The organism is Sulfitobacter sp. SBS6 (assembly GCF_048285585.1).
GTDB lineage: Bacteria > Pseudomonadota > Alphaproteobacteria > Rhodobacterales > Rhodobacteraceae > Sulfitobacter > Sulfitobacter pontiacus.
In genome coordinates, this window is sequence record NZ_JBLWBA010000010.1 from 36488 (window position 1) to 59810 (window position 23323).

Here is a 23323-nt window from a genome sequence, read left to right on the forward strand (position 1 = left end):
GCGGGCGCCCCCAAACTTTATCGAAAGTTATTTTGTCACGCGGGAATAAACCGCACCCCCCGGACGTCACTTGGTCATAGAGCCTTTGCCCACGATGCAGAGCAAAGGCCCGGAACCACGGGAGGAAGACATGAAAGTCATTGAAAACGTTAAGCGTCGGCACTTTTTGATCGGATCGGCAGGCACGATGGCAGCCGTCGCGGTCGGGGCACCGGCTTTGGCACAATCAGGCGGAGAGCCTTTGCCGGATTACGTCGCCTGGAAAGACGCCGAGGACATGATCGTCCATTCCAAGCAGACGCTCGAGACGAAACGCGCCGCACAGGGGTCAGAGCTGATCACGCCCACGACCGAACTTTACATCCGCAACAACTTGCCCGCCCCCTCGGACAAGATCGTTGCCGACCGCGATGCCTGGGAGGTCGAGATCGACGGTGTTGCAAACCCCGGCAAGATGACCGTCGGTGCGTTGAAAACGCTTGGCGTCGAAACGGTCGTGTGCGTGCTGCAATGCTCGGGCAACGGGCGCGCCTTCTTCGATCACGAGACGAGCGGGTCGCAGTGGTCCGTCGGGGCGGCGGGCAATGTCGTGTGGACAGGCGTGCCCGTGCGCGCCGTTATTGACGCAATGGGCGGCGCCGATGCAGATGCCGTGTATCTGACCGGCACCGGCGGAGAGGATATTCCCCAAGGGCTGCCGCCTGAATCGATCCAGGTTGAACGCTCTGTCCCCAAGGCTGCGATGGATCGCGCGATCCTCGCGTGGGAGATGAACGGCGAACCCGTGCCGCTGGCGCACGGTGGCCCCCTGCGGCTGATTATCCCGGGCTACTACGGCGTCAACAATATCAAGTATCTCAAACGGTTGGCCCTGACGGTCGAGGAATCGCCCAATAAGATCCAGCAGACTGGCTACCGCGTCCGCCCTGTCGGCGAAAAAGGTGATCCCTCGCAACCCTCCATGTACGAGATGTCCGTGAAATCATGGATCACAGGGCCGCTGGTGGATGCCGCAACGGGCAAGGTGCAGATCCACGGCGTCGCCATGGGCGGTGTCAGTGGGCTTGAGAAAGTCGAAGTGTCCACCGACGGCGGGCAGACCTGGGCCGATGCGCAGTTTCTGGGGCCTGACCTTGGCCCCTACGCGTGGCGGCCCTTTGTGCTGATCACCGATTTGACGGAAGGCACACATATGCTGGCCAGCCGGGCAACCAATGCCGCAGGCGACGCCCAGCCAGAGAACTTTCCGCCAAACGAACGCGGTTATGGCAACAACGGATGGCGGGCACATGCCGTCGACGTGACTGTCAGCTGATACCATAGACCGGCGGCCTTGGCCGTCGGTCCGACCCTTACCCGGAGACATTGAAATGACCCCATCCCTGACGCCGCGCCTTGGCGGTGCCCTTTTCCTTGCCCTGATCGGCAGCGCAGCAGCAGCCGACGCCTCTCTTGACGCCGGGCGCGCCCTTTTCAACGAGACAGCGCAGCCGCAATGTGCCCTTTGTCACAGCTTGAAAGACGCGGGTGCCGAAGGCGAGATCGGCCCGAACCTTGACGACTTCAAGCCTACCGTCGAACAGGTCCGCGCCGCCGTGACAAGCGGGATCGGCATTATGCCCGGCTTTGCCGAAACACTGACTGACGCAGAGATCGAAACGCTATCGATTTATGTGGCGACGGTCGCGGGCGGATCTGACGCCGCGGCCAACAGCGACGCCAGCGCGCCGACCGAGGACGCCGCCGCAGCAGAGCCGGAAACCCCCGGTGCCGAGATTCTGGCACAAGGCGATCCCGCCGCGGGCGAGAAGGTGTTCAGGAAGTGCAAAGCCTGTCACACGGTAGAAGAAGATGGCCCAAGCCGCGTCGGGCCAAATCTTTATGGGATCGTCGGTGCCTCTGTCGCGGCGGTGGACGGATTCCGCTATTCCGGTGCGCTGACCGACCATGGCGGCGACTGGACACCGGACCGGCTTGCGGCTTTCCTTGCTAACCCCCGCAAGGCCGTGCCCGGCACCAAGATGAGCTTTGCCGGGCTGCGCAAGCCGGAAGATCAAGCCGATGTGATCGCCTATCTCGCCAGTTTGTCAGACGCCGACTGACCTAACCGACGCAAGGCCGCGCCGAACGAACCGTCTTTGAAAGTGCTGCCATCACGCTTTCAGAGGCGCGTTCGCGCGTTTCGAGCTTGAGATAGCGGGCGATCGCATCGAACCGGGTGCGGTCCATCCCTGTCGCGACGATAATATGGCGCTGTTGGTCCCGTGAGCCCCAGCTCGCGATCTGCTTTTCTGACGTGCTCTTACCCTCTGGCAGGGCAAACCCGCCGCGCAAGTAGGTCAGGCGACATCCATTCTGGCCCGCATAATGCATGATATCGCCCTTTTCTGCCACGCGGGACGCAACGGCTGTCAGGTTCGCGCCCTCAAGATCCGGCACACCTGCCAAACCACCCCCCGCCACGGGGCGCAGATCGCCAGAGCCTAGATCATAGGTCTGTGCTGCCAGTTCGGTGTGAATGTCGAAAGCCGTGGGGGTGGCGACAAAGCCAGACCCGAAAACCATCGCCAAAGCCACCGCTGCGGCGACAGCGCCGCCCCAAAGCCAAGGTCGCGGGTGCCGGTTGCTATTTGCAGCCCTCGTTTGCGGCGTAGCATCTGGATCTTCCAGCACCGGACGCATCAACGCCAAACCGCGCGAAACGCGCCGCACATCCTCCAGCGCCGCAGCCAGCGCGGGTTCGGCAGCCAACCGCGTCTCTAAGGCACGCATTTCCGACGCGCTCAGCGCGCCATCATGGTAGGCGTTGACCTGTTCCCAGTCTTTGTCGTTCAGCTCGCTCATGTCTTCCGCGTCACTTCCTGTTTTGCCGTTCCGGCCCCATCGACGACGTCCAGTAACGCCCGACGCGCGCGGCTGATCCGGCTCATCACCGTGCCGTTCGGCACATCCATCACTTTCGCCGCCTCGGCGTATTTCAGGCCCATAATGTCCACAAGGCACAGCACCTCGCGGGTCTCGGGCGGCAGCTTCTCGAACGCCAGCCGGATCAATACATCCCGCGCGGTATCCGGACCGCCTGCTTCATCAGATAGACGTTTCTCCTCCGCCGAATATTCACGGCGCACGCGCCTTTTTCTCAGCTCGTCATAATGCAGGTTGCGAATGACGCGGAACATCCACGGGCGCAATTCCTCCAGCAGTTCGGGTCTGCGATCAGACCGTAACCCCCGCTCCACCGCGTCCTGCACCAGATCCTCTGCCGCGTCGCGCGACTGACAGATGGCCGTGGCATAGGCCCTCAACTCAGGCAAAAGAATCTCGATAAGGGTACGTTGCGCCATATCAATCCGTACCGCGTTTTCAGGCCGGATCAAAGCCAACACGACCCGCTGTGGCCCTCTTAGTTCAGAACCTGAGGTACAAGTGTGCTATTGAGATATGAAAGCTTGCGAAGCTGGTGAACTGGCCCCCTTTTTAACCGGACACTTGGGCATAACCACGGAGGCTTGGGTATATGCCTGAGCTCGTGCTTATGTCTGATATAGAAATCATCACTGATGGTGGCCGTCGTCGTCGCTGGAGCGCCGCTGAGAAGCTGCGTATTGTCGAAGAAACGTTGGATGACCGGGCCAGCATTTCTGTGGTCGCGCGCCGTAATGGCGTAGCCCCCAATATGATGTATAGATGCGCAGGCTCTTGCTGGAGGGAGGACGTGTCGCCGTGGCAGAGGATGATGACGTGACCAGCACCAAGGTCGTCCGACAGATGGAAGATCGCATCCGTGAGCTGGAACGCCAGCTCGGCCGAAAAACGCTGGAGGCCGAGATCCTGCGCGAGGCGTTGGACAAGTCACGCTCAAAAAACAGATATGGCAGGTGCGGTCGCCTTTGAGGGGAGATTCCCAGTGAAGGTCGTGGCCGAAACGCTGGGTGTGGCCCGCTCGAACTTGATTGACAGGCTGAACGACAGGACGAAGTCACGTCGGCGCTACTATAAAGCGCAAGCCGCGGCCTTGGTGCCGCTGATCACAACGCTGGTGGCGGCCCGACCGATCTATGGCTACCGGCGGATTACGGCGATACGGAGCCGGCAGCTGCGCTCGAAAGGGCTGACCCCATCAATTACAAACAAGGTCTATCGCATCATGAAGGCGCACAATCTGCTTCTGGCGCGCAAGTACACGGAGCGCCCGGAGCATGTTCACGACGGCAAGGTCATCGTTATGCACTCCAACCTGCGATGGTGCAGCGATGGCTTCGAGTTCACCTGCTGGAGCGGTGACATCGTCCGTGGTGCCTTCATCATTGATGCACGTGACCGCGAAATCATCGCATGGCGCGCCTTCTATCGCGAAGGACACGCAAATCTTCGCCCGCCAGTTGGGCCTAGAACCCTGTTTTACACCGGTTCACAGCCCACAGAGTAATGGCATCTCAGAGGCTTTTGTGAAGGCGCTGAAGCGCGATTGCGTCCAGGTGACGCCGTTACCGGACGCCCAGACAGTTCTTGGATTGATCGGAGCTTGGATCGAGAACTACAATGAAAACCACCCGCACTGAGGGCTGAAAATGCGCTCACCACGCGAGTTCAACGCAGCTCAATCCGCAACCGCCTGAGTGTCCGCTGAAACGGGGGCAAAATCAGGTTCCACCCTATCCGAACTCTGCACGAGCACCGCTTCTGAGCGCCCTAAGTTCTTTCAGCGATCTGCGCGTAGAAAATGGAGCATACTTGAGTGGCGGCGGCGTTGGCGCATTTTTCGCCTGCATCCGCTAGCCAATGGGCATATTGTTTGTGAGTGTGATCCGGTGCCGGCACTTGGCAGTGGCTACATTATTTCACGCAAGGCGGCGCAAGCCTTTATCACTACCGCTGAACAACTGTACTTTCCCATCGACCTTATTTGGCGTTTTGCCCCCGGCAAGCTGCGCCAAGCTTTTCTGGCGCGGCTGATCGTGACCCAGACGCAGCAGGACTCCGACATCTCGGGGCGTTTCGACCAAGGTAGGATTGCGTTAAAGTACCGGCTTATGCGTCCCATTCTAAAAAGCCGAAGACTGCGCCGGAGAATTGATGTACTGCGACTTTACGGATTTCTGCGACACTAGCTATATTTCAAAAAGTGAACCCAATGCGTAAAAAACCTGGGCGGATCAAGCAACTCTTATCCATGAACCAACATCGAAAACGCTGGGGCGCGCGCAAGCATTCCGCGACAACGCAAAACTTGACGGCTCTTAGGGAAACCATAATTGACGAGGGCGAACCAGCTCAGACGCGCGGCGCTGAAAAGTCGATTAACGCGCACCTTCAAAACTTGCGCCGTGAGTTTTCGGGGAAATCCGCGCTGCTGCTACACCATGCAGAACTAATCGTACTTATCCGCCGCGAATATAATGTTGCTGAGACCTACGAAAAATTTCGGGAGCTCTGGCTTGATGAAGGGGCGTTTCTGATTGAAAACCTTAACATCAGATGGCTGGTCTCAGCCACTGACACATTTGCGGCGCATGACAGTGACATGCGCATTCGCGCCGTCGGCATGATGACGACGGTCATGGTAAATGCTGTAAAGATGCAAGAAAGCGAAAGATACCTTACCGGCATTGAAAATGTGACGGTCGACCCCGCACGCGCGGCAGATGTGCAGGAACGGCTGATCCCACTTTTTGAAGGCATGTCGTGCTTTACTGTCGGGACGGATGACACTTTGCGCAACATGGTTTGGCGAATGGAGCCCTTTATGGAGCTAGAACCGGTTGGTCCAATTTTGCGCGAAATCTGGGCGCGGCTTCAGATTAATGACACCGTATTCGCACGGTTCAAGGCACTACACACCCGAGAGAAAACCAGTTGGTGGGAAGACGCCTAGGCCTGCCCACCCCGTCGGGATGCGTCAAAGTCGTCAGGCGACAATGATATCTCGCGCCGCTCGGTATCGGCAAAATAACGCAAAGCCCTTAGCCCCATACGGAGTTGCGCGTAAATGCGGCGCAACCTGAAGCTCAGGTTTTTACTTTGACGCGCAGGGGTGCCTGCACCGATAATTGACTGAGTGGCTTGCCCGGCTGTCATGCCGTAATCTGTCGTTCGATCAAGCTGCACGGCGCTCGCGGGCTCGATCTGAAAGCTGTTTAGTTCGTAGGCTTTGCAGATCATTGCATCTGCCACAGCGGCCTGTGCTTGTGCCCTGCGCAGCAACTTTGCGGCACCGGATGGCCACAGCACGTATGCCGCGGCACCGCTTCTATCTTGATAAAGACGCAGCATCCGGTGGGTGCCTGTCAGCTGTGAACCTTGCTTTGCTACAATTTTCTTCCGCTTTCTCACCTCAAACGTCATGTGGTCAGCTCCGTTGAGCTTGCTGCAGGCCTCCAGAAGCTGCGGTGTTGCACGGGAAAGCAAAACATCGTCTTCCAGAATCAATGCCGGCTCCCCACGCGCCTCGACCAGCTTCCATGCCATGACATGGCTCAGGAAACAGGCTTTCTCGGTCTCTTTTAAGGGGCGCTCCCAAGTGTCCCAATAACCCGGGCTGGGTGTGCCGATCTGGACGTCGGGTGTGACGGCTTCCAAGCGCTCGTAGCTTAGCCCAAGCGCAGCCATCTGCTGTGCCATGAAAGTCATGCGGTCAGTTGCCGATGCAACGTTGATTATGATCGCTTTTATGGGAAAGTCCTCCGGCTAGGTCGCATCCAGACAGCGCATGTACCAGATGCCGCTTGTATCAACTGTCAGGCGACCAGGCAATCTTGGATAATCTGGCAAGGCCGCAGCCGGCGGACCGCGGGCCATTGAGGTCGTAGCACTGGGGGTTTCCCTTTAAAATTGATATTTTTCCATATAGTTAGCGGCGCTCACTTAGGGGCTTGGGCCACTGCTTCCGGTTGAAATAAACAGAGCGCTAGAGTAGGCTTTCATCGTGGCAACGCGTTTGTTTGCTGAAAAGTCAGGTGCTCAAGTGAATGGCAAAGTGATCCGGCGTAAGATGGCAGGGTGCCATTTCGATGCGTTTTCCCTGCTCGATGCGGTTTTACAAGACGTCGGCGATGCGCAACATGTCACGCTATATTTCGACACATCCGTTTCGCCGGACGCGGTGGTTCCGCCCCAGGGGGCCACACGTCTAAGCGCCGTTTCTGTGGCCGGTGCGTCGGTGTTCAGCTATGCATTGCCGCTTGGGGTAGACCCTATCTTTGACATCGCCGGCCAAAAGGACGTTGCGGTCGTCTGTTCCAGCGCAGAGACTTCCACCTTCGAGAAGGCGAACGCGCTGGCTGCTGTGCGCAATGGCGAAGATGCGGCAATCGTCGCCGACTGGTTGGCGCATCACGCGAAGTATCATCGTATGACTGCCGCGGTCATTGTCGATCGCAGCATGCCGGACAAAGCCGACAAGTTCGCAACTGAACTGCACGCCGGCATCACAGCACGGAAACTGGACTGCACCGTCGTCATCCTGACCAGCGATATCCCCCTCGGAAAGCCCGGCACACCCGCGGAGGCACACCCGTTCAACGTACCAGAGGCCCCCGGCAAGGATCGCATGAAAGTGCCCCCGTCTAACCCTTGGTCCAGCCCGCTTGGGGTGATGTCGATATACGAGATCATCCGCGCACGGTTTCTGCGCTCTGCCCGCGCTGTGGCGAATATCGATGTGCATGATCTAATTCCCCCCACAAAACCCACGGTATTCGATACGGCGGTTGACGCTGAAAACGGTCTGATCGAACTCATCGGTCAACATTGCTACCCGTGGCGCGTACGCAACAACGACAGCGCGACTTTTGCGGACCATACCTGCGTTCAGTTCGACACGACATCGGGGCGTCGACGTTGGTGCATCGCCCCAGCCAGTGCCCCGAAGGGCGCGATTTGGCGCCTCGTACGCGTGGGCAATGCGTCGCCCGACCTTGGACGCACCATACCCTTTTTCCGCTATATGGCGCTGCGCCATCCGACGACGTCCATATCGAAGATAGTTCCCAAAACGTCTTTGGTAGAGCATCCTCCGTTGTTAGAGCAATCGGTCAATCTTTGGGGCCATGACCCCGTGCGCATGCCCGAAGTTGAAATCGAAGACATTCCCAACAAGCGCGGGCGCTGTGCGATCGTGACGACGATGAAAAACGAAGGCCCCTTCATACTTGAGTGGATCGCGTACCACCGAGCTATCGGGTTTGATGATTTCATCGTCTATACCAATGATTGCACCGACGGAACCGACACGATGTTAGCCCTGCTTCAGGACAAAGGTATCGTCCAACACCGCGAGAACCCCTTCCGCGAGATGAACCTAAAGCCACAGCACGCAGCGCTTCAGGCCGCGGAAGAGGAAGACATCATCAAGAACGCCAGCTGGGTCACCTGCATTGACGTGGATGAATTCGTGAACATCAAATGCGGCGACGGCACGCTTGATGCGCTTTTTGCCGAAATCAAAGACGCGAATATGATCGCGATGACCTGGCGCCTGTTTGGCAACAGCGATGTGCATCTATTCGACCCGACCCCTATCACCGCGCAATTCCAGCGTTGCGCACCGGAACATATCCGCAAGCCGCATCAGGCATGGGGCTTTAAAACGCTGTTCCGCAATATGGGTATCTTTAAGAAGCTCGGCGTGCATCGCCCAAAGGGGCTGAAATCGCAGCTTTGGAAAGAGATCAAATGGGTAAACGGGTCCGGCAAGCCTTTGCCACGCGACATGTACCGGAACGGCTGGCGATCAACCGCGGACACCTACGGATATGATCTGGTGCAGTTGAACCACTATGCTGTGCGCTCGGCTGAAAGCTTTCTTGTGAAACGGGATCGCGGGCGCGTGAACCACGTCGACCGTGACCAAGGTCTTGCCTACTGGTTCCGCATGAACAACAACGCCGAGACAGAGCAGTCTATCCAGTCACGTTTGCCACGCATGAAAGAAGTGCTCGCCCAGTTTATGGAAGATGCCGACATCGCCGCCGCGCACAACCATTCGGTCGCCTGCCACCGCCGCAAAATTACAGAGTTGAGAGCGACTGAGAACTATTCGAAATTCTACGCCGAATTGACCAGCCCACGGATGGAGAAGCTGTCAACGCTGCACGCGCATTTCGGTGCCAACGTCTTCTTGCAGGGCCCTGGCACCGTCCCGGACGAGGTCGTCGCCCGTGCGCAAGACGGCGACTGGGTTTTTACCGTCGAGCGGGAAGAAGAAACCCAACATTGACACAATGTCGGCCTAAACAAGTCGAACAAACCCGTATTCTCAGCATCAGAAACGTCGTCTCGAAACCGCAATGAACTGACAAAGCCCCTAAAACGATCAAGGTCTACTTTTCACGATGGCAAAATCTGACGAACAAAAGCAGGTCATGCGGGACCAGTGGCGCGACACGCTGGCCAATAATACGGAAGCCGGTGGCTTTTTCCAAGAAGTCGGCAAGATGCATAAAGCCATCTATATTCCGGAAAAGGGGCCCTTGGGCAAAACGCTTGTCGTGGCTTTCGATAACCTTGATGATGTGCGCCAGGACCCAAACCGCATGCCATGGGCCATAGATTTCATCAATTCGCAAGGATGGTCATCGCTTGGGGTTATGGCGCATGGGCCGACCTGGTACCGCGATGAAGATGTGTTCGACTTCTTTGACAAGCTCAAGGCAGACAAGTTTTTCGATCGATTTGACCGCGTGGCGTTTTATGGCACGTCAATGGGTGGGTATGCAGCTTGCGCTTTCTCTGCTGCCTGCCCCGGTGCGACCGTGATTGCGATCAACCCGCAGGCAACCATGGATCGCGACCGGGCAGATTGGGATCACCGCTATAAAAGTTCTTGGCGCCACAACTACTATTCACGCTACGGGTATGCGCCCGATATGGTACAGGCCGCCGAAAAGGCTTGGATTTACTACGACGCACGGATGCCCCAAGATGCGATGCATGCCACGCTGTTTCAAAGCCCCAACATCATCCACATGCCCTGCCCGTTCATGGGCCACGGTATGCTGAACGTGTGGCGCGAGATGGGCGTTTTAAAACAGATTGTTTCGGGCTGCATCAACGACACAGTCACGCCGCGTGACGTACATCAGATGCTGCGCAAACGTCACGAGTCCAAAACCTATCAGAAAACAATCCTTCGGTATCTCGAAAGTGCTCAAAAGCACGCGCTATTGGTCCGTTTCTGCAAGATCATACTCGCCAAGCGGGGTGCGCCCCATTTCCGGAATGCGATGCAAGACTCGCTCAAGGCGTTGGGGCGGAAAGCGTGACATCACATGGCTCTTCTGACACCGCTCTGGCTAAACCGGAAGCTGCCAGCTGTTGCAGCCCCACGATGCGCCACCCCCGCATCGGGGGTGCGGCACCATCGCTCCAGTCCCGCGCAAGCGATGACCTAGACGCCAACGTCAAAAGCACATTGATCCAGCTTAAGGGCGGTTTTTTCGAGATGGGTGCGCGCATCTCGAAGTACGCGGACGACATGGACAGCCCGCCTCGGCGCGTCGCGGTGTCGGCATTCCAAATGGCACGTTTCGCGGTCACAAACGCCCTGTTCGCGCGGTTCGTCATGGAAAGCGGCTATGTCACCACTGCCGAACGCGAGGGGGGGTCTTTTGTGTTCCACCTACTGCTGGACGATCCGCAGGCCCACATTAACGCCCCTGCGGGAACGCCGTGGTGGCGCGAAGTCACAGGCGCGTGTTGGTCTGCACCTGAAGGCCCTCGGTCAGACATCTCGGCGCGCGGCGATCATCCCGTTACGCACGTCAGCTGGGAGGACGCACAAGCCTTCTGCAGCTTCACGCACACCCGCCTGCCAACTGAGGCAGAGTGGGAATTTGCTGCGCGGGGGAAGCATAAACGCGCAAAATATCCTTGGGGCAATACCGCAACTCCAGACGGCCAGCACCAGCACAACGTATGGCAGGGGGCCTTCCCTTTCGAGAATACGGTAGAGGACGGTTTTTTAGGGACAGCGCCCGTTGACGCCTTTGCGCCGAATGGGATCGGGCTTTACAATATGACAGGCAACGTATGGGAATGGTGCGCCGACGGGTTTGGCCCCTTGCCCGCCGTACGACACCCGCCCCTGCGCGACCCATTGGGCAGCGCCGATGATAGCCGCAAGGTGATACGCGGCGGATCCTATCTGTGCCACCCGTCCTACTGCGATCGGTTTTATGTGCATTCGCGCAGCCATAACACGGTCGATAGTTCTACCGGGAATACGGGGTTTCGCATTGCTGCGTGATATTGTCCGCCATTCTAAACGGCTCGACGTACTTCGCGGGCACCATCAAACGACTAGTCAACTCTTGGATAAAATGTGATGTTTGCCCTATGAAAACACTTCCAAAAATAGCGTCACTCTGGATTGGTGGGCGGCTGTCCTGGCTTGAACAGCTCTGCTTGAAATCCTTTGCGGACAACGGGCATCACATCACGCTTTATAGCTATTCGCCTATCGATAACCTGCCCGACGGGGTACATGCAGGTAACGCAGAGGATATCTATCCGTCAGAGCCGATGCTCCGTCATGCGCGCACAGGCAGCCCAGCGATCCACGCCGATATGTGGCGCCTGCATCTGCTGCTGAAGACCGATTGCATTTGGGTTGACGCGGATATGTATTGCTACCGTCCGTTCGACTTCGACAGCCCGTTTGTGTTCGGCTGGGAAAAGCCTGGGTTGGTGTGCAACGCGGTATTGGGGCTGCCCTCGGATTCAAAAACGCTGTTGGGGCTGCTGGATTTCTTCACTGATGAATATGCGATTGCGCCCTGGCTCAAGCCTTGGCAGCAACGTGAGCTGGAGGAAGAACGCGACGCCGGAAACCCTGTCCATATGACAGCGCAGGATTGGGGGTTCACCGGGCCCGCATCGGTGACCTATTTCCTGCAAGAAACCGGTGAAATTGATCATGCGGAGCCCGAAACCGCCTTCTACCCGATCTCATTCCCCGACAGGAACCACATGATCCTGTCGCGCTTCAACATTGAAGAACGCCTGACCGAACGCACACGTGGCGTACATTTCTGGGCACGACGTATGAAACCGCGGCTTGAAGAGAAGGAAAACAACACCCCGCGCCGCGGCAGCTTTATGCACGGGCTGATCAAGAAGCATGGGATCGTCCCCGAGGACGCGCTCATTCCGGCCAAGGCCAAAGTTTCGAAGGCACCGGTCGATGATCCCGAATTTCAAGCGATGATCGGCCTTTGGGCACTGCAAAGCGACGCATCTATAAGCAAGATCTGTCGCGAGCATCTGGTTGACAAACAATTCGTCAAAACGTGCCGAGATACGATTGTACGCGAAGCCCCAACCCTTTTTGCGTCCAAGGGCTGATGCAGACAGCGATGCTGAAACACCGGGGACACCGGACCGGTCGCGGAAGGGAGCAGAGATGAGCAAACGTGAAGCTTGGCACACGACCCTCGACAAACTGGGGGACGAGCGCGGATTTTACCGTCGGCTGGGGGCCACCCACAACGCATTGTACCTTAAGGGAGACAGCACCCTTGTTGTTTCTTTCGACAACCTAGACGATGTACGCCAAGACGTAGCCGAGCGGATGCCATGGGGCAGCCAATTCATCTCGTCCCGCGGGTGGTCCTCGCTTGGCATAGGCGCGCATGGCTGGACATGGTATCGCGACGAGGCCGTGTTCGACTTTTTTGATGAGCTAAAGCAGACAAAGTTCTTTGATCAGTTCGAAAACGTCGTGTTCTACGGCACATCGATGGGTGGCTATGCTGCCAGCGTCTTCAGCGCTGCCGCCCCGGGATGCAAGGTGATCGCAATGAACCCTCAGGCGACGCTGGAACGTCGGATCACCTCGGGCTGGGAAACGCGGTATCACAAGTCGTGGCGTCAGGATTTCGGTGGTCGCTACAGCTATGGACCCACTCAATCCCAAGCCGCCGAGGTCGTGTATCTATTTTACGACCCCTATGTCACAGAGGACGCGATGCATGCTGCGCTTTACCAGGGCGCTAACGTCAAAAAGATTAGATGCCGCCATTTCGGGCACGGCCTAACCAGCGCGTTCAACCAGATGGGTATTCTGAAGGAAACGGTGAATGCCTGCGTCAATGAGAACCCAACACAACGCGAAATCTACGCCTTAATGAATGCGCGCAAGACGACGCCTCGCTATCAAAAGGCCGTGCTGAACAAGCTGGTCGCCCAAAAACGCCATCTTTCGACCTATCGCTTTTGCAGGCAGGTGTTGGGCATGTCTGGCGACAGGCCGCGCCCCCACTTTAAACGTGCCATGGCCAATGCCGCCCGTTTTCTGTCGCCAGAGCAACTCTAGACTTACAAAGCCGCGCGGGTGGTGGTTACCAATTCGCGCGCCGCAATCACACAAGGTACGACACCCCGTGAACAGCAATACGTCATCAGCATCGACGTTACCCGATTGGTACAACCAAGCACCCGAAGCCGAACGGAATGTGGATCTGCCCGTCAAGGTGGGACAGGCTGAAATGTACCTATGCGATCGCGGCACAGAACAGTTGGTGGTGAGCTTTGGGCATAGCGACGACACGAACCATCCCGAACTGGACTGGCCAGCATGGACTGACAATCTGATCCGGCAGCGCGGTTGGAGCCATCTGGCGATTACCGCCCCAAAGGGCAGCTGGTACCGCGACGCCGCTCTGATCGCGCAGTTGGAACAGATGCGTGATGATGGTTTTTTCCGGAAGTTTGCGGCCGTCACTTTCTTTGGCCCCGCGCCGCAAGGCGGCGGGTATGCAGCGCTGGCTTTCTCGGCGCTTCGCCCCGGTGCGCATGTTTTGGCCTTTGACGCGCAATCGACGATGCATACCGACACTGTGCCTTGGGATAATCGCTTTGCAGCCGCGCAGGAACTGGATTGGTCCCTGCCCTTCGCCGATGCGGCAAAGTCTTTGTATCAGGGGGATGCAACCTATGTTGTGATAGACCCGCTGCAACCTTTGGACCGGCGTCATCTGGCCCGCTTGCCCGCACAGCGGCTGACACCGCTGCACGGCATGGGGCTTTACCAAGAAATCGGCATCGCGATCCGAAGGCTTGGCCTTTTGGATGATATGCTCTTTGACGCCGCCGCGGGCTGTTTGAACGCGGCAGAGTTCTATCCGAAAATCCGCGCGCGCCGGGATCTATATCTGTACCGCCGCGTCATGGAGAGACATCTTGAAGCCCGCGGCAAGGCCGCTATCAGCAAAAGCTTTGTAACAGCGTTTCGGAAGCGCCGGCGCCTACTCAAGGCACAGTCTCAGCAAAAAGCAGACGCTCCTGCGCCCCCTGCTGCGCTCTTCGCACCAGAGCTGCCCGACCGTCCCACGGCCCCAGCTCTGGCCGGTCCAAGCTACCCACGCACCTTGGGGAATGTCTGGGCGTTGCAAAAAAGCGCGTCGGGCTTCAACTACATGTCTGATCAGTATCAAGGCATGGTCATGGGCTTTGAAGAACGCAACGAGGTGACACTGGCCGAAACGCCCCCGCTCGCAATTGCGATGGCAGCCTTCGGGCATGGTGCTGGGGTCCCGCGCAGGTTGCCTGAAGACTTCGTATATCATGTCGTCGACGAGAATCTGACAGGACGCATTGGGGCGCTTCAGGCAAAATCGCACGGCGTGATCCGTCAACGCCTTGCGGCCAAACAGCGTCATGCCTACCGGACCATCATCGCGCTATCTGAACCCCAATCAGGCATCACCCGCGAAGAGGCTCTGCCGGGCAGCCCAAAATATCAGACCCTGATAAAGCGGATCGCAGCAGCCCGCAGCACGCTACAGGGCTGGAACAAACGACTACACATCGATCGCATCAGCCTGAACCTTCTTGCTGGAACCCCCTCCACCCCGCTGTGCGAAGCCCTTGATCACTATGCGCAGGTTGCCCAAGCGATGCGCCATGATGCAGCGCGGGCCGCAGGGCAGGCAAGCTATCCGCATATGGTCGTTTCGCAATCAGCCGGTACAGCAACCGACGGGCGGGCGGAGGTGATCTTGGCCGAGGGTCAGCTTGACATCGCGCATCCGACGTTAGGTTTCGTCGTTGCAACGCCGCGATACCCTTTTGCCCTTGTACCCGATATGCCCGCGACCCATACGGCATCCGCACAGATGTTGATCGACGAGCTTGAAGTGCTCGCCGTGGCCGCGCGGCAAGACAATCAAAGCTGGTATTGCCCGACCCTCAGCCAAGCCTATGGCCGAGGTAAACAGCTTGTGGTGGAATTCTCTGCGCTAAGCGATCTGGTACTGCAGCAAGGCTTTCATGGCTTTGCTATTACAGGCACCGAAAACCCACCCGAGATCACAGATGTCACGCTGCGCGGCAAAAAAGTGTATCTTACCCTCGATCAAGAACCACGGGCGCGCGATATCTACGTTACCTATGCATGGGGCGCACAACGTGAAGAGACCGGTGACGGTCGATCCGCCAACCAAGGCGCGCTGCGCGACAGCTGGGCACAAGAAAGCATTTTGCAGCCCGGTCACACGCTGCATCGACATGGCTTGTCCGGTCGCGTGAAGGTCATGCCCAGTGACTTGTCTATCGCGCAACAGGACAATCGCCCATGACCGACCGCAAGAACATTTTGCTGATCAGCCTTGATGACGCATTTTCCTACTGGAAATACCGTTCTGCTTTCGGGGCGGAATTACAAACGCCAAACCTTGATCGCATTTGCGCTGAATCGACGGCGTTCCAATCGGCTTATTGTCAGGTGCCCGTTTGCGGACCGTCCAGATCAAGCTTTATGTCCGCCCTCACCCCGCATGAGCTGGGCATTTTTGACAATTATACCAATGTTTTTGATGTGCTCCGGCCCGAACAAATGTGGTCATATAGGCTGAAGCAAGAGGGGTATTATTGCTCCAACGCTGGCAAGGTCCACCACCGCTTCAAGCCACTACCTGCAGACATTCACAATGTTCTCTACTCTCACCCGCCAGAGCCGCTTACCATTGGCCCCGGCAAGAACGCGCAGACCAAGAACTTTGGCGGCCTGATGAAAGGCTTGGGCACTACTGACACAAAGTTTGACGCCAAATATTACGACGCGCAATCCGCAGCCTCCGCGACCGACTTTTTGCAAAGCTATGATCACGATGCGCCCTTCTATCGCGAAGTCGGATTTTACCATCCCCACTCGCCCTATAAGACACCCGTCCGGTTCAAAGAGATGTATGACGAGGACGCGTTTGAACAGCCACCCGAATGGCAGGCACCGCACGATAGAAACGCATTCGCCGACCTGTTCATGCAGGAAAATCTGGACGGGTCGAACACAAGTCTCTGGCGAAAAAGCCTGCGCAATTATTTTTCGGCATTTAGCCATGTCGACGAACATATCGGAAAGGTCTGGGATGCGCTGAAAGCATCCGACCATGCCGACACAACCATCGTCGTGATCTTGGCGGACCATGGGTATCACGTTGGCGACAAGAACCGCTTTCGCAAGTTGACCCTGTTCGAAGAGGCGGCGGGCGTGCCGATCATCATACACGACCCGACCGACCCGACGCCGCGCGAAGTGACTGACCCTGTAGCACTTCTGGATGTGGGGCCAACCGTGCTGGACTACGCCGATTGCCCGCCCATATTTGATTGTGCAGGCAGATCGCTACGTGATCAGGTTGCCGGCGCAGACATCACGGGCCGTGCCGTCCCCACCTTCTTTTTCGGGTCTGCAGCGATCCGCAAGGGGGACTATCGCTACATCCATTATCAGGACGGCAGCTGTCAGCTTTTCAACATCAAAGAAGATCTTTGGCAGCTTAATGATGTGTCCACCACTGATCCCATCTGCAAGGATATGCACAAAGCCCTGATAGAGACCTGCCGCGATTACGGGCTTGAATTGCTGGATACAGCGAACCCACAGCCTGGCCCCAATGCCTATTGCAGCGTGACACGCGGGCTGTTGCCGCCAGATCACCTTACGCTTCAAGGTGCGATATCGTCGGGGAATCTGACTGCGCAGGACACAAGCCCCGAATTCCGTAGGCATTTTGCGATCCTCCCTGAGAACGGAACACTGGGCATGCCCGATGGCATTCGCAGTGTATATCTGGCCTCCGACTATAGTTTCGGCGTGGACTACTTCGGGATCGTCGGAAATGACCGCGGCAATCTGATCAACTTTATCGGCGGACACGCACGGTTCTTGCTGGATATCAACTGCGGCACTGGCGATGATACCGTCTTAGGGCATCTGGATCCAATGCGCCTGCGCCTGAATGCAGGCCACAACCGCGTCGTAACGGGCCACACCGGTGCCGAAGTTTTCGCCGGTGCTGGCCATGATCGCATCCACACCTCGGATGGTGACAATAAGATCCATGGAAGCAGCGGCGTAATGGAGGTGACGACCGGCAAGGGACGCGATGCGGTTACAACCGGCAGTGGCCCATCCCATATCATCTGCAAAGGCGGGGCCAACTACATTGTGCTCGATCAGGGGGCATCCCTAATTGAAATCACCGAGGGCGATGTCACACTGAACGTCCGTCGAAGCGGACAAATGCAAAAGGTTAAAGGCTTTTCCAAGGGCCAGATTGATCTAAGCGATTGGACCCCGCTCGGCCCCATCAATGTTCATCACGCTGACAATGGTGACACATTTCTGACCGCAGGCACAGAACGCATACAGTTTATCGACACACCTCTTGACGTGGTCACATCAGCGATCACATCCTCCTCGCATCTGGATGAATGACAAGGTTTTCTACACATCTAATGATCGGCGTTTCGGACCACCGGACCGCACCAGATCACCACCGCAACGGAACATGAAACAACGCTTATGCCCAAATTGATCATTCATATCGGTTCCCAGAAGACGGGGTCCACCTCGATCCAGACGTTTCTAACCCAGCAACCCGACAAAATGGACGACGCTGGCTTAAGCTACGTCAAAGCTGGTCGCGGCCCTGCGGCACATAACAAGCTAGCCTTCAAACGCGACAGCGATCAGTTTCCAGTACTGATGAAACGTTTGGTTGCCGAAATTGAAGCGAAGCCGAACAAGACCCATGTCATTTCAGCCGAAATGCTGTTTACGCCCCGTATGGCATCTAGCATGATCGAATATCTACCTGACGATCTGCGCCAGAACACCAAGATCATCGCCTATATCCGACGTCAGGATAAGTTCCTAGAAGCGATGTATAAGCAGGTCGTTAAGACCGGGCGGTTCAAAGGAACAGCTCAGGAATACGCCATGAAACGCGAGAGCGCGCTAATGTACAGCAAGGTTCTTGATGCTTGGGCCAAAGGGTTTGGCACCGAGAATGTGCGGGTCCAACCCTATGAGCGCAAGAATTTTCTTGAGGGTGATGTGATCTTGGATATGGCATCTCAACTGGGTATGACCAACGTAACCCGCGAAGATCTGCCCGAAAAATTCTCGAACATTACTCTGTCACGCGAAGTCTCTGAGATGCTCGGCGTGATCTCGAACACAACCGATATCAATATTGCGGAACTGATCCGCGTCATTATCCGGAACAATCCCGAAGGTGCATTCTACTCCGGTGACAGCTATTCACCACTGGAACGCCGAGAAATCGCTGACAAGTATACCGCCGACAATGAATATGTGCGCACGACCTACCGGCCTGACCTACCTTCGCTTTTCGAAACATCCGATCTGCAAGGCGACCTTGCATCCGAGGGGATTCCCGCCGAAGAACAAGTCCTTCGCTTGAAACAGGCGCAGCGCGCGGTGTTTGATGCGATCGGAAGCTCCCATAAATCCGTCTGCGTCCCGGACTAGCTGGATAGGAAAAACACTCGGACAAGCTGTAACCCTATCAATCTGTGAAAAATGCAGCGAACGGGCAAACCGGTGCCCCAACTGAAAACGTTCGGGTACGCTCGCCTTGTGAGCCTAAGGGCGATCGCATAGGCTTCCGATGCGCTGAAGCCTCAAACACGGGAATATGCATGATTACCTTTCAAGCAGCGATGGCAGCGATGGATGATCCGGCGATTGCCGATCTGAACACAGCGGCTTTAGACCACGACGATGTCGTTAATCTCATCATGCAACGGTCGGAGATTATTCGCGACCAAGAACGCTATAACAAATATATCCGCGCGTGGATCAAAGGAAACAGGAACGCAATACTGGATCTGATTGACCAGATGGGCACGGATCTTCTTATACGTCGCGCGGCCGCGTTTATCTTTCTCGAATACCGGCAACTTCGCTCGGTTTTCGATGCCAAACCGCCAAGGGATATTGCGGATATTGGATGCGGTTATGGCATGTTTGATCTCTTTCTCGCGCGTGACTATCAGTGTCAGCTTAACCTCATCGACCTCGAAACAAATGAACATCGCCATTTCGGCTTCGAGGAAGAAGGTGCCGCATACTCCAGTCTGGCAAGCGCGAAGAAGCTTTTGACTGACAACGGCGTTCCTTCAGACACGATCAACACGATGAACCCCGAGACAAGCGACGTGTTGATGCTGAGAAACTTGGACTATGCGTTCAGCTTTATCTCATGCGGCTACCATTATCCGTGGCACACCTACCGAGATTTTTTTCTGAATGCCGTTCGCAAAGATGGTCGGATCATCATCGATATCCGCGCAAAGACGCTCGGTACAAGCGTTCTTGAAATTTCCGAGATCGGCTATTTAAGAGCTTTGGAGAAAGCTGCAAACAGCACTGCTGACAGGGTCATCATTGCCAAAACTGACGGCATTTAGTTGATATCCCGCGCACGCAATCTACGCGCGCGGATGATCCCTAGGCTTGGCTTTGGGGTTCGGCTATGGGGTCAAGAACCAGCACTAAACGGGTTTCGCCGGTCCCTTCAATCGGGGGCGAACGATGACGAAGCCCCGATGACGGAACCTCGGGCCACAATGTCCCACGAAGCATAATCGGCGCACCTGTGCGTGCGCTGAAGATGTCGAACGAGCCGTGGTCATCAGCAAACGTTCCGAATTGCGTCGCGGTGCCGTGATAGGTGCAAATCAACCGGGTCGTCAGCGTGTCGATATGAAATTTGTGACAGGCATTGGTCGCCACGCGATCGAGACGCAGGCGCACCAAAGGTTGCTGCGTGAGGCTTGCCAAAACCTCGGCAAGGCGCGAAATGTCATTGATCAGTCAATTGCACTCGGCACCCTCCGGCATGCCATACGCATCACATGTTTCGACAACAGCGCCCCGCACCGCGCCAGGTTGCAGGGTTAGGCGCTGCGTCGGCAGCCTTTCGGCTAGAAGCGCGTCGATCCAATCCCGAAAGCCCGAGGGCATCTGCCGATCCCAGATCACACCCGGACAGTCGGCGTCGGCAATGCGATGCAAGATTTGGGGCGAAGGACCCATCGTAATGACATCGGCCGCGACGCGGGCCTTGTGCTGCAGACCTCTCATGCCGCAGGCTCTGGGGTGCGCCATTGTGGGAAAGGGTCCGAGTACACGGGCATCGCATCAACCGAGGTGGCCACATTTTCAGGTACAAGGGCCGCATCCAGCCGCGCTTTGACGTCAGGCCAGTCAATACCTGAACCGATAAACACGATCTCTTGTCGCCGGTCGCCCCACGGCTCTACCCAATGCGCCGTCATATACCGGCGTGCGATTTCATCTTCAGGCCAGCGCTCTTTCGGGACCGTTGCCCACCACGTTCCCAAGGGCTTGATCGACGACAGCGCACCTGCCAGCGAAAATTCGGCTACCCATTGCGGCCGAGTGGCGATCCAGAAATGCCCTTTTGCGCGGATCACACCGGGCAGATCACCCTTTAGAACGTCCAGAATTTTTTCCGGTTCAAAGGGCTGACGCGCGCGATACACAAAGGACGCAACGCCATATTCCTCGGTTTCGGGGACGTGGTCGGCAAACCCGTATAGTTCTTTGGTCCACATCGGATGTTCGTGGGCGCGGCCGAAGTCAAACAGGCCGGTATTCAAAATCGCATCTGCGGGCACGTCGGAATGGCTTGTCTCGATCACACGCGCATCCGCGTTCAGACTACGTATGATCTGCCGCGCAGCGACGACCTGGATGGCCGTTGCATCGGCGACTTTATTCAGCACAATCACATCCGCGAATTCAATCTGTTCGACTAGCAGGTTCACCAAGGTGCGCTCATCCGCATCGCCCAATGTCTCGCCCCGATCTTTCAGGAAATCATGGCTAGAATAATCCCGCAGCAGGTTCACCGCATCCACGACAGTCACCATCGTATCAAGGCGCGCAACGTTTGATAGGCTTTCCCCGTGCTCGTCGCGGAAATCAAACGTGGCGGCGACCGGCAATGGCTCGGAAATACCTGTGGATTCAATCAGTAGATAGTCAAACCGACCCTCGGCCGCCAACCGCCGGACTTCGACTAGCAGGTCATCCCGCAGAGTGCAGCAAATGCAGCCGTTCGACATCTCGACCAAGGTTTCATTTGTGTAGCTCAGTTCCGTATCGGCGCGTACAAGATCTGCGTCGATGTTCACCTCAGACATGTCATTCACAATGACGGCAACCCTCCGCCCGTCGCGGTTATTTAGGACACGGTTTAACAGCGTGGTTTTACCGGCACCTAAAAAGCCGGAGAGCACAGTAACGGGCAGTTTATTGATCATCAGCATCATATCCTTGCATGCGGTAGAATTCTGTTTCGTCGGTGCTTAAGCGCGCGGCCCAATGCGCCCCTACCAAAAGCCGGGGTGCCGTCAGCCAAAAGATTAGTCACCGGCAACACGCTGTATATGTAATGTTATACTATTACACATATAGCGTGCAAGAGGGCCGTTGCGAAGAAAGCTGTCAGACTTCAACGGCTGTTGATTGTCACTGAGAACTGACCCGGCATTTTCACCGAGACTTGACCCACCCAGTTTTTATGTTCTTTGCTTTATGATGGCGTCAATGCCGCTTTCTCCTTTCGTTTTTGTTTGGCTGTCGTCGAGCTGGCCTTGGGTAATCCCCCCTAAAATTAGCGGTGTTCAAAAGTAGAATTTTCTCGGCAAGATATCTGAGGAGATTTACGATGAAGAACGGGCGATTTAGCGACGCGCAAATTATGGCAGTGTTGAAGCAGGCGGAGGGCGGTGTGCCGGTCTCTGAGCTGTGCCGCGAGCACGGAATGAGCAGCGCCAGTTTCTACAAGTGGCGCGCCAAGTTTGGGGGCATGGATGCGTCTTTGATGTCTGAGATGAAGGATATGGCCGAGGAAAACCGTCGTCTGAAGCGCATGTATGCCGAGATGAGCATGCAAAACGACCTGCTGAAGGAAGCGCTTGGAAAAAAGCGCTAAGGCCGTCTCAACGACGAGAACCTCTCGGGACATTGCTGCGCAATGCCCTGCCGGTCAATGGATGGCCATTAAGGTGGTCGCGGTGCATGGGGTCAGCGTGGCGCTGGCTTGCCGCACGTTCCAGATCAGCGAGACCTGCTATCGATACAGCCCCACGCTGAACGACGAGAATGAGGAGATCGCCGATTGGCTGGAGCGTCTTACCACGAACAAGCGCACCTGGGGCTTTGGTCTGTGCTTTCTGTATCTGCGCAATGTGCAGGGCTATAGCTGGAACCACAAACGCGTCTACCGGATTTACTGCGAGCTTGCGCTGAACCTGCGGACCAAGCCCAAGAAACGGCTGAAGCGCGATAAGCCTGAACCGTTGGCGGTGCCTGCTAGGCCCAATGAGACCTGGTCGATGGATTTCATGGCGGGTCAACTCGCGGATGGCAGGTCGATCCGGACATTGAACGTGCTGGACGACTTCAATCGCGAGGGCTTGGCCATTGAGGTCGACTTCTCACTGCCCGCTGAACGGGTCGTGCGCAGCTTGAACCAGATCACCGAATGGCGCGGAAAGCCGCAGTCCATTCGGATTGATAATGGACCCGAACATGTCAGTGGGAAGCTCATGGAATGGGCCGAAAAACAAGGCGTTAGGCTGGAATACATCCAGCCCGGAAAGCCCCAGCAGAACGCCTATATCGAACGCTACAACCGCACGGTTAGGGGTGAATGGCTCAGCCAATATATCTTTGAAACCATTGAAGAGGCACAGGATCAGGCAACCGAATGGCTGTGGACATATAACAACGAGCGACCCAACATGGGCATCGGTGGGATGACCCCTGCAATGAAACTGAAAACAGCTGTATGAATTCTACGGCTGATCCCCATTAATAATGGGGGGATTACCGTTGCACATGGGTCAATTCTCAATGACAATTTCTACAGTTGCCGGGTCAGTTCTCGGTGACAATCAACAGGCTGGAACTATTGAGCTTTGGTGAAAGCAAAAAGGCCGCGAGTCTTTCGACTGCGGCCTATTCGCTAAATCTGGTTGCGGG

Annotated in this window: 17 protein-coding genes and 3 pseudogenes; 15 read left to right on the forward strand and 5 right to left on the reverse strand. The window is 56.6% G+C overall.

What is annotated here, in order from left to right; genetic code table 11:
* The first annotated feature begins 130 nt into the window (after nucleotides 1-130).
* Both ACNQ62_RS16535 and ACNQ62_RS16540 read left to right on the forward strand, forming a co-directional pair.
* Complete coding sequence (locus ACNQ62_RS16535; protein WP_235183698.1) at nucleotides 131-1315, forward strand: sulfite oxidase; 1185 nt, start codon at nucleotides 131-133, stop codon at nucleotides 1313-1315.
* A 55-nt stretch (nucleotides 1316-1370) separates the two neighbouring features.
* Entirely contained in the window at nucleotides 1371-2102 is a 732-nt protein-coding gene (locus ACNQ62_RS16540) for a c-type cytochrome (RefSeq protein WP_418095339.1), read from the forward strand.
* A gap of 1 nt (nucleotide 2103) precedes the next feature.
* On the opposite strand, the gene ACNQ62_RS16545 is transcribed toward ACNQ62_RS16540, so the two are convergent.
* Together ACNQ62_RS16545 and ACNQ62_RS16550 are read right to left on the reverse strand one after the other, a co-directional pair.
* Nucleotides 2104-2844 (reverse strand): hypothetical protein, encoded by a 741-nt coding sequence (locus ACNQ62_RS16545; RefSeq protein WP_418095340.1) that lies wholly within the window; start codon nucleotides 2842-2844, stop codon nucleotides 2104-2106.
* Entirely contained in the window at nucleotides 2841-3344 is a 504-nt protein-coding gene (locus ACNQ62_RS16550) for an RNA polymerase sigma factor (RefSeq protein ID WP_009824384.1), read from the reverse strand. Before ACNQ62_RS16550 ends, ACNQ62_RS16545 begins: the two co-directional genes overlap by 4 nt.
* 173 nt (nucleotides 3345-3517) lie before the next feature.
* On the opposite strand from ACNQ62_RS16550, the pseudogene ACNQ62_RS16555 reads away from it, so the two are divergent.
* The 3 genes and pseudogenes from ACNQ62_RS16555 (at nucleotide 3518) to ACNQ62_RS16565 (ending at nucleotide 5875) form a co-directional block, all read left to right on the forward strand.
* Nucleotides 3518-4562: pseudogene (locus ACNQ62_RS16555) on the forward strand (transposase).
* 57 nt (nucleotides 4563-4619) lie between these two features.
* Complete coding sequence (locus ACNQ62_RS16560; protein ID WP_418095341.1) at nucleotides 4620-5111, forward strand: hypothetical protein; 492 nt, start codon at nucleotides 4620-4622, stop codon at nucleotides 5109-5111.
* A 23-nt stretch (nucleotides 5112-5134) separates the two neighbouring features.
* The gene (locus ACNQ62_RS16565) at nucleotides 5135-5875 is read left to right on the forward strand and encodes a hypothetical protein (protein ID WP_418095342.1); all 741 of its coding nucleotides are present in this window, start codon (nucleotides 5135-5137) and stop codon (nucleotides 5873-5875) included.
* Here ACNQ62_RS16565 and ACNQ62_RS16570 read toward each other — a convergent pair.
* Nucleotides 5872-6672, reverse strand: a complete 801-nt coding sequence (locus ACNQ62_RS16570) for a glycosyltransferase family 25 protein (RefSeq protein ID WP_418095351.1) — start codon at nucleotides 6670-6672, stop codon at nucleotides 5872-5874. The two genes, ACNQ62_RS16565 and ACNQ62_RS16570, sit on opposite strands and share 4 nt — an antisense overlap.
* A 253-nt stretch (nucleotides 6673-6925) precedes the next feature.
* Between ACNQ62_RS16570 and ACNQ62_RS16575 the strand changes: the two genes are divergently transcribed.
* The 9 genes from ACNQ62_RS16575 (at nucleotide 6926) to ACNQ62_RS16615 (ending at nucleotide 19716) form a co-directional block, all read left to right on the forward strand.
* Nucleotides 6926-9217 (forward strand): glycosyltransferase family 2 protein, encoded by a 2292-nt coding sequence (locus ACNQ62_RS16575; RefSeq protein WP_235602552.1) that lies wholly within the window; start codon nucleotides 6926-6928, stop codon nucleotides 9215-9217.
* Nucleotides 9218-9332: 115 nt separating this feature from the next.
* Entirely contained in the window at nucleotides 9333-10262 is a 930-nt protein-coding gene (locus ACNQ62_RS16580; RefSeq protein WP_064216962.1) for an alpha/beta hydrolase, read from the forward strand.
* Between the two features lie 65 nt (nucleotides 10263-10327).
* Nucleotides 10328-11245: a formylglycine-generating enzyme family protein gene (locus ACNQ62_RS16585; RefSeq protein ID WP_418095343.1), complete on the forward strand. Its 918-nt coding sequence runs from the start codon at nucleotides 10328-10330 to the stop codon at nucleotides 11243-11245.
* 158 nt (nucleotides 11246-11403) lie between these two features.
* Nucleotides 11404-12342, forward strand: a complete 939-nt coding sequence (locus tag ACNQ62_RS16590; protein WP_418095344.1) for a hypothetical protein — start codon at nucleotides 11404-11406, stop codon at nucleotides 12340-12342.
* A 58-nt stretch (nucleotides 12343-12400) separates the two neighbouring features.
* Complete coding sequence (locus ACNQ62_RS16595) at nucleotides 12401-13312, forward strand: hypothetical protein (RefSeq protein ID WP_064216964.1); 912 nt, start codon at nucleotides 12401-12403, stop codon at nucleotides 13310-13312.
* Between the two features lie 67 nt (nucleotides 13313-13379).
* Nucleotides 13380-15575 carry a hypothetical protein gene (locus ACNQ62_RS16600; protein ID WP_418095345.1) on the forward strand — a complete coding sequence of 732 codons (2196 nt, stop codon included), beginning with the start codon at nucleotides 13380-13382 and terminating at the stop codon, nucleotides 15573-15575.
* Nucleotides 15572-17716, forward strand: a complete 2145-nt coding sequence (locus ACNQ62_RS16605) for a sulfatase-like hydrolase/transferase (protein WP_418095346.1) — start codon at nucleotides 15572-15574, stop codon at nucleotides 17714-17716. The genes ACNQ62_RS16600 and ACNQ62_RS16605 overlap by 4 nt, the downstream gene beginning before the upstream one ends.
* A gap of 87 nt (nucleotides 17717-17803) precedes the next feature.
* A complete protein-coding gene (locus tag ACNQ62_RS16610; protein ID WP_418095347.1) occupies nucleotides 17804-18775 on the forward strand; it encodes a hypothetical protein in 972 nt (323 codons plus the stop codon).
* A 170-nt stretch (nucleotides 18776-18945) separates the two neighbouring features.
* Complete coding sequence (locus ACNQ62_RS16615) at nucleotides 18946-19716, forward strand: class I SAM-dependent methyltransferase (RefSeq protein WP_418095348.1); 771 nt, start codon at nucleotides 18946-18948, stop codon at nucleotides 19714-19716.
* Nucleotides 19717-19756: 40 nt separating this feature from the next.
* Here the strand turns inward: ACNQ62_RS16615 and ACNQ62_RS16620 are convergent.
* Both ACNQ62_RS16620 and ACNQ62_RS16625 read right to left on the reverse strand, forming a co-directional pair.
* A pseudogene (locus ACNQ62_RS16620) lies at nucleotides 19757-20416 on the reverse strand (DUF1826 domain-containing protein).
* Entirely contained in the window at nucleotides 20389-21597 is a 1209-nt protein-coding gene (locus ACNQ62_RS16625; protein ID WP_418095349.1) for a GTP-binding protein, read from the reverse strand. Before ACNQ62_RS16625 ends, ACNQ62_RS16620 begins: the two are co-directional and overlap by 28 nt.
* A gap of 407 nt (nucleotides 21598-22004) precedes the next feature.
* On the opposite strand from ACNQ62_RS16625, the pseudogene ACNQ62_RS16630 reads away from it, so the two are divergent.
* A pseudogene (locus ACNQ62_RS16630) lies at nucleotides 22005-23133 on the forward strand (IS3 family transposase).
* The last annotated feature ends 190 nt before the right edge of the window (nucleotides 23134-23323 follow it).

Excerpts from the sequence above, each read along its gene's own strand:
- ACNQ62_RS16540 (WP_418095339.1), top strand. The coding sequence starts at position 1,371 with ATGACCCCATCCCTGACGCCGCGCCTTGGCGGTGCCCTTTTCCTTGCC.
- ACNQ62_RS16545 (WP_418095340.1), bottom strand. The coding sequence starts at position 2,844 with ATGAGCGAGCTGAACGACAAAGACTGGGAACAGGTCAACGCCTACCAT.
- ACNQ62_RS16605 (WP_418095346.1), top strand. The coding sequence starts at position 15,572 with ATGACCGACCGCAAGAACATTTTGCTGATCAGCCTTGATGACGCATTT.
- ACNQ62_RS16585 (WP_418095343.1), top strand. The coding sequence starts at position 10,328 with ATGCGCCACCCCCGCATCGGGGGTGCGGCACCATCGCTCCAGTCCCGC.
- ACNQ62_RS16625 (WP_418095349.1), bottom strand. The coding sequence starts at position 21,597 with ATGATCAATAAACTGCCCGTTACTGTGCTCTCCGGCTTTTTAGGTGCC.
- ACNQ62_RS16595 (WP_064216964.1), top strand. The coding sequence starts at position 12,401 with ATGAGCAAACGTGAAGCTTGGCACACGACCCTCGACAAACTGGGGGAC.
- ACNQ62_RS16615 (WP_418095348.1), top strand. The coding sequence starts at position 18,946 with ATGATTACCTTTCAAGCAGCGATGGCAGCGATGGATGATCCGGCGATT.
- ACNQ62_RS16535 (WP_235183698.1), top strand. The coding sequence starts at position 131 with ATGAAAGTCATTGAAAACGTTAAGCGTCGGCACTTTTTGATCGGATCG.
- ACNQ62_RS16550 (WP_009824384.1), bottom strand. The coding sequence starts at position 3,344 with ATGGCGCAACGTACCCTTATCGAGATTCTTTTGCCTGAGTTGAGGGCC.
- ACNQ62_RS16565 (WP_418095342.1), top strand. The coding sequence starts at position 5,135 with ATGCGTAAAAAACCTGGGCGGATCAAGCAACTCTTATCCATGAACCAA.
- ACNQ62_RS16610 (WP_418095347.1), top strand. The coding sequence starts at position 17,804 with ATGCCCAAATTGATCATTCATATCGGTTCCCAGAAGACGGGGTCCACC.
- ACNQ62_RS16580 (WP_064216962.1), top strand. The coding sequence starts at position 9,333 with ATGGCAAAATCTGACGAACAAAAGCAGGTCATGCGGGACCAGTGGCGC.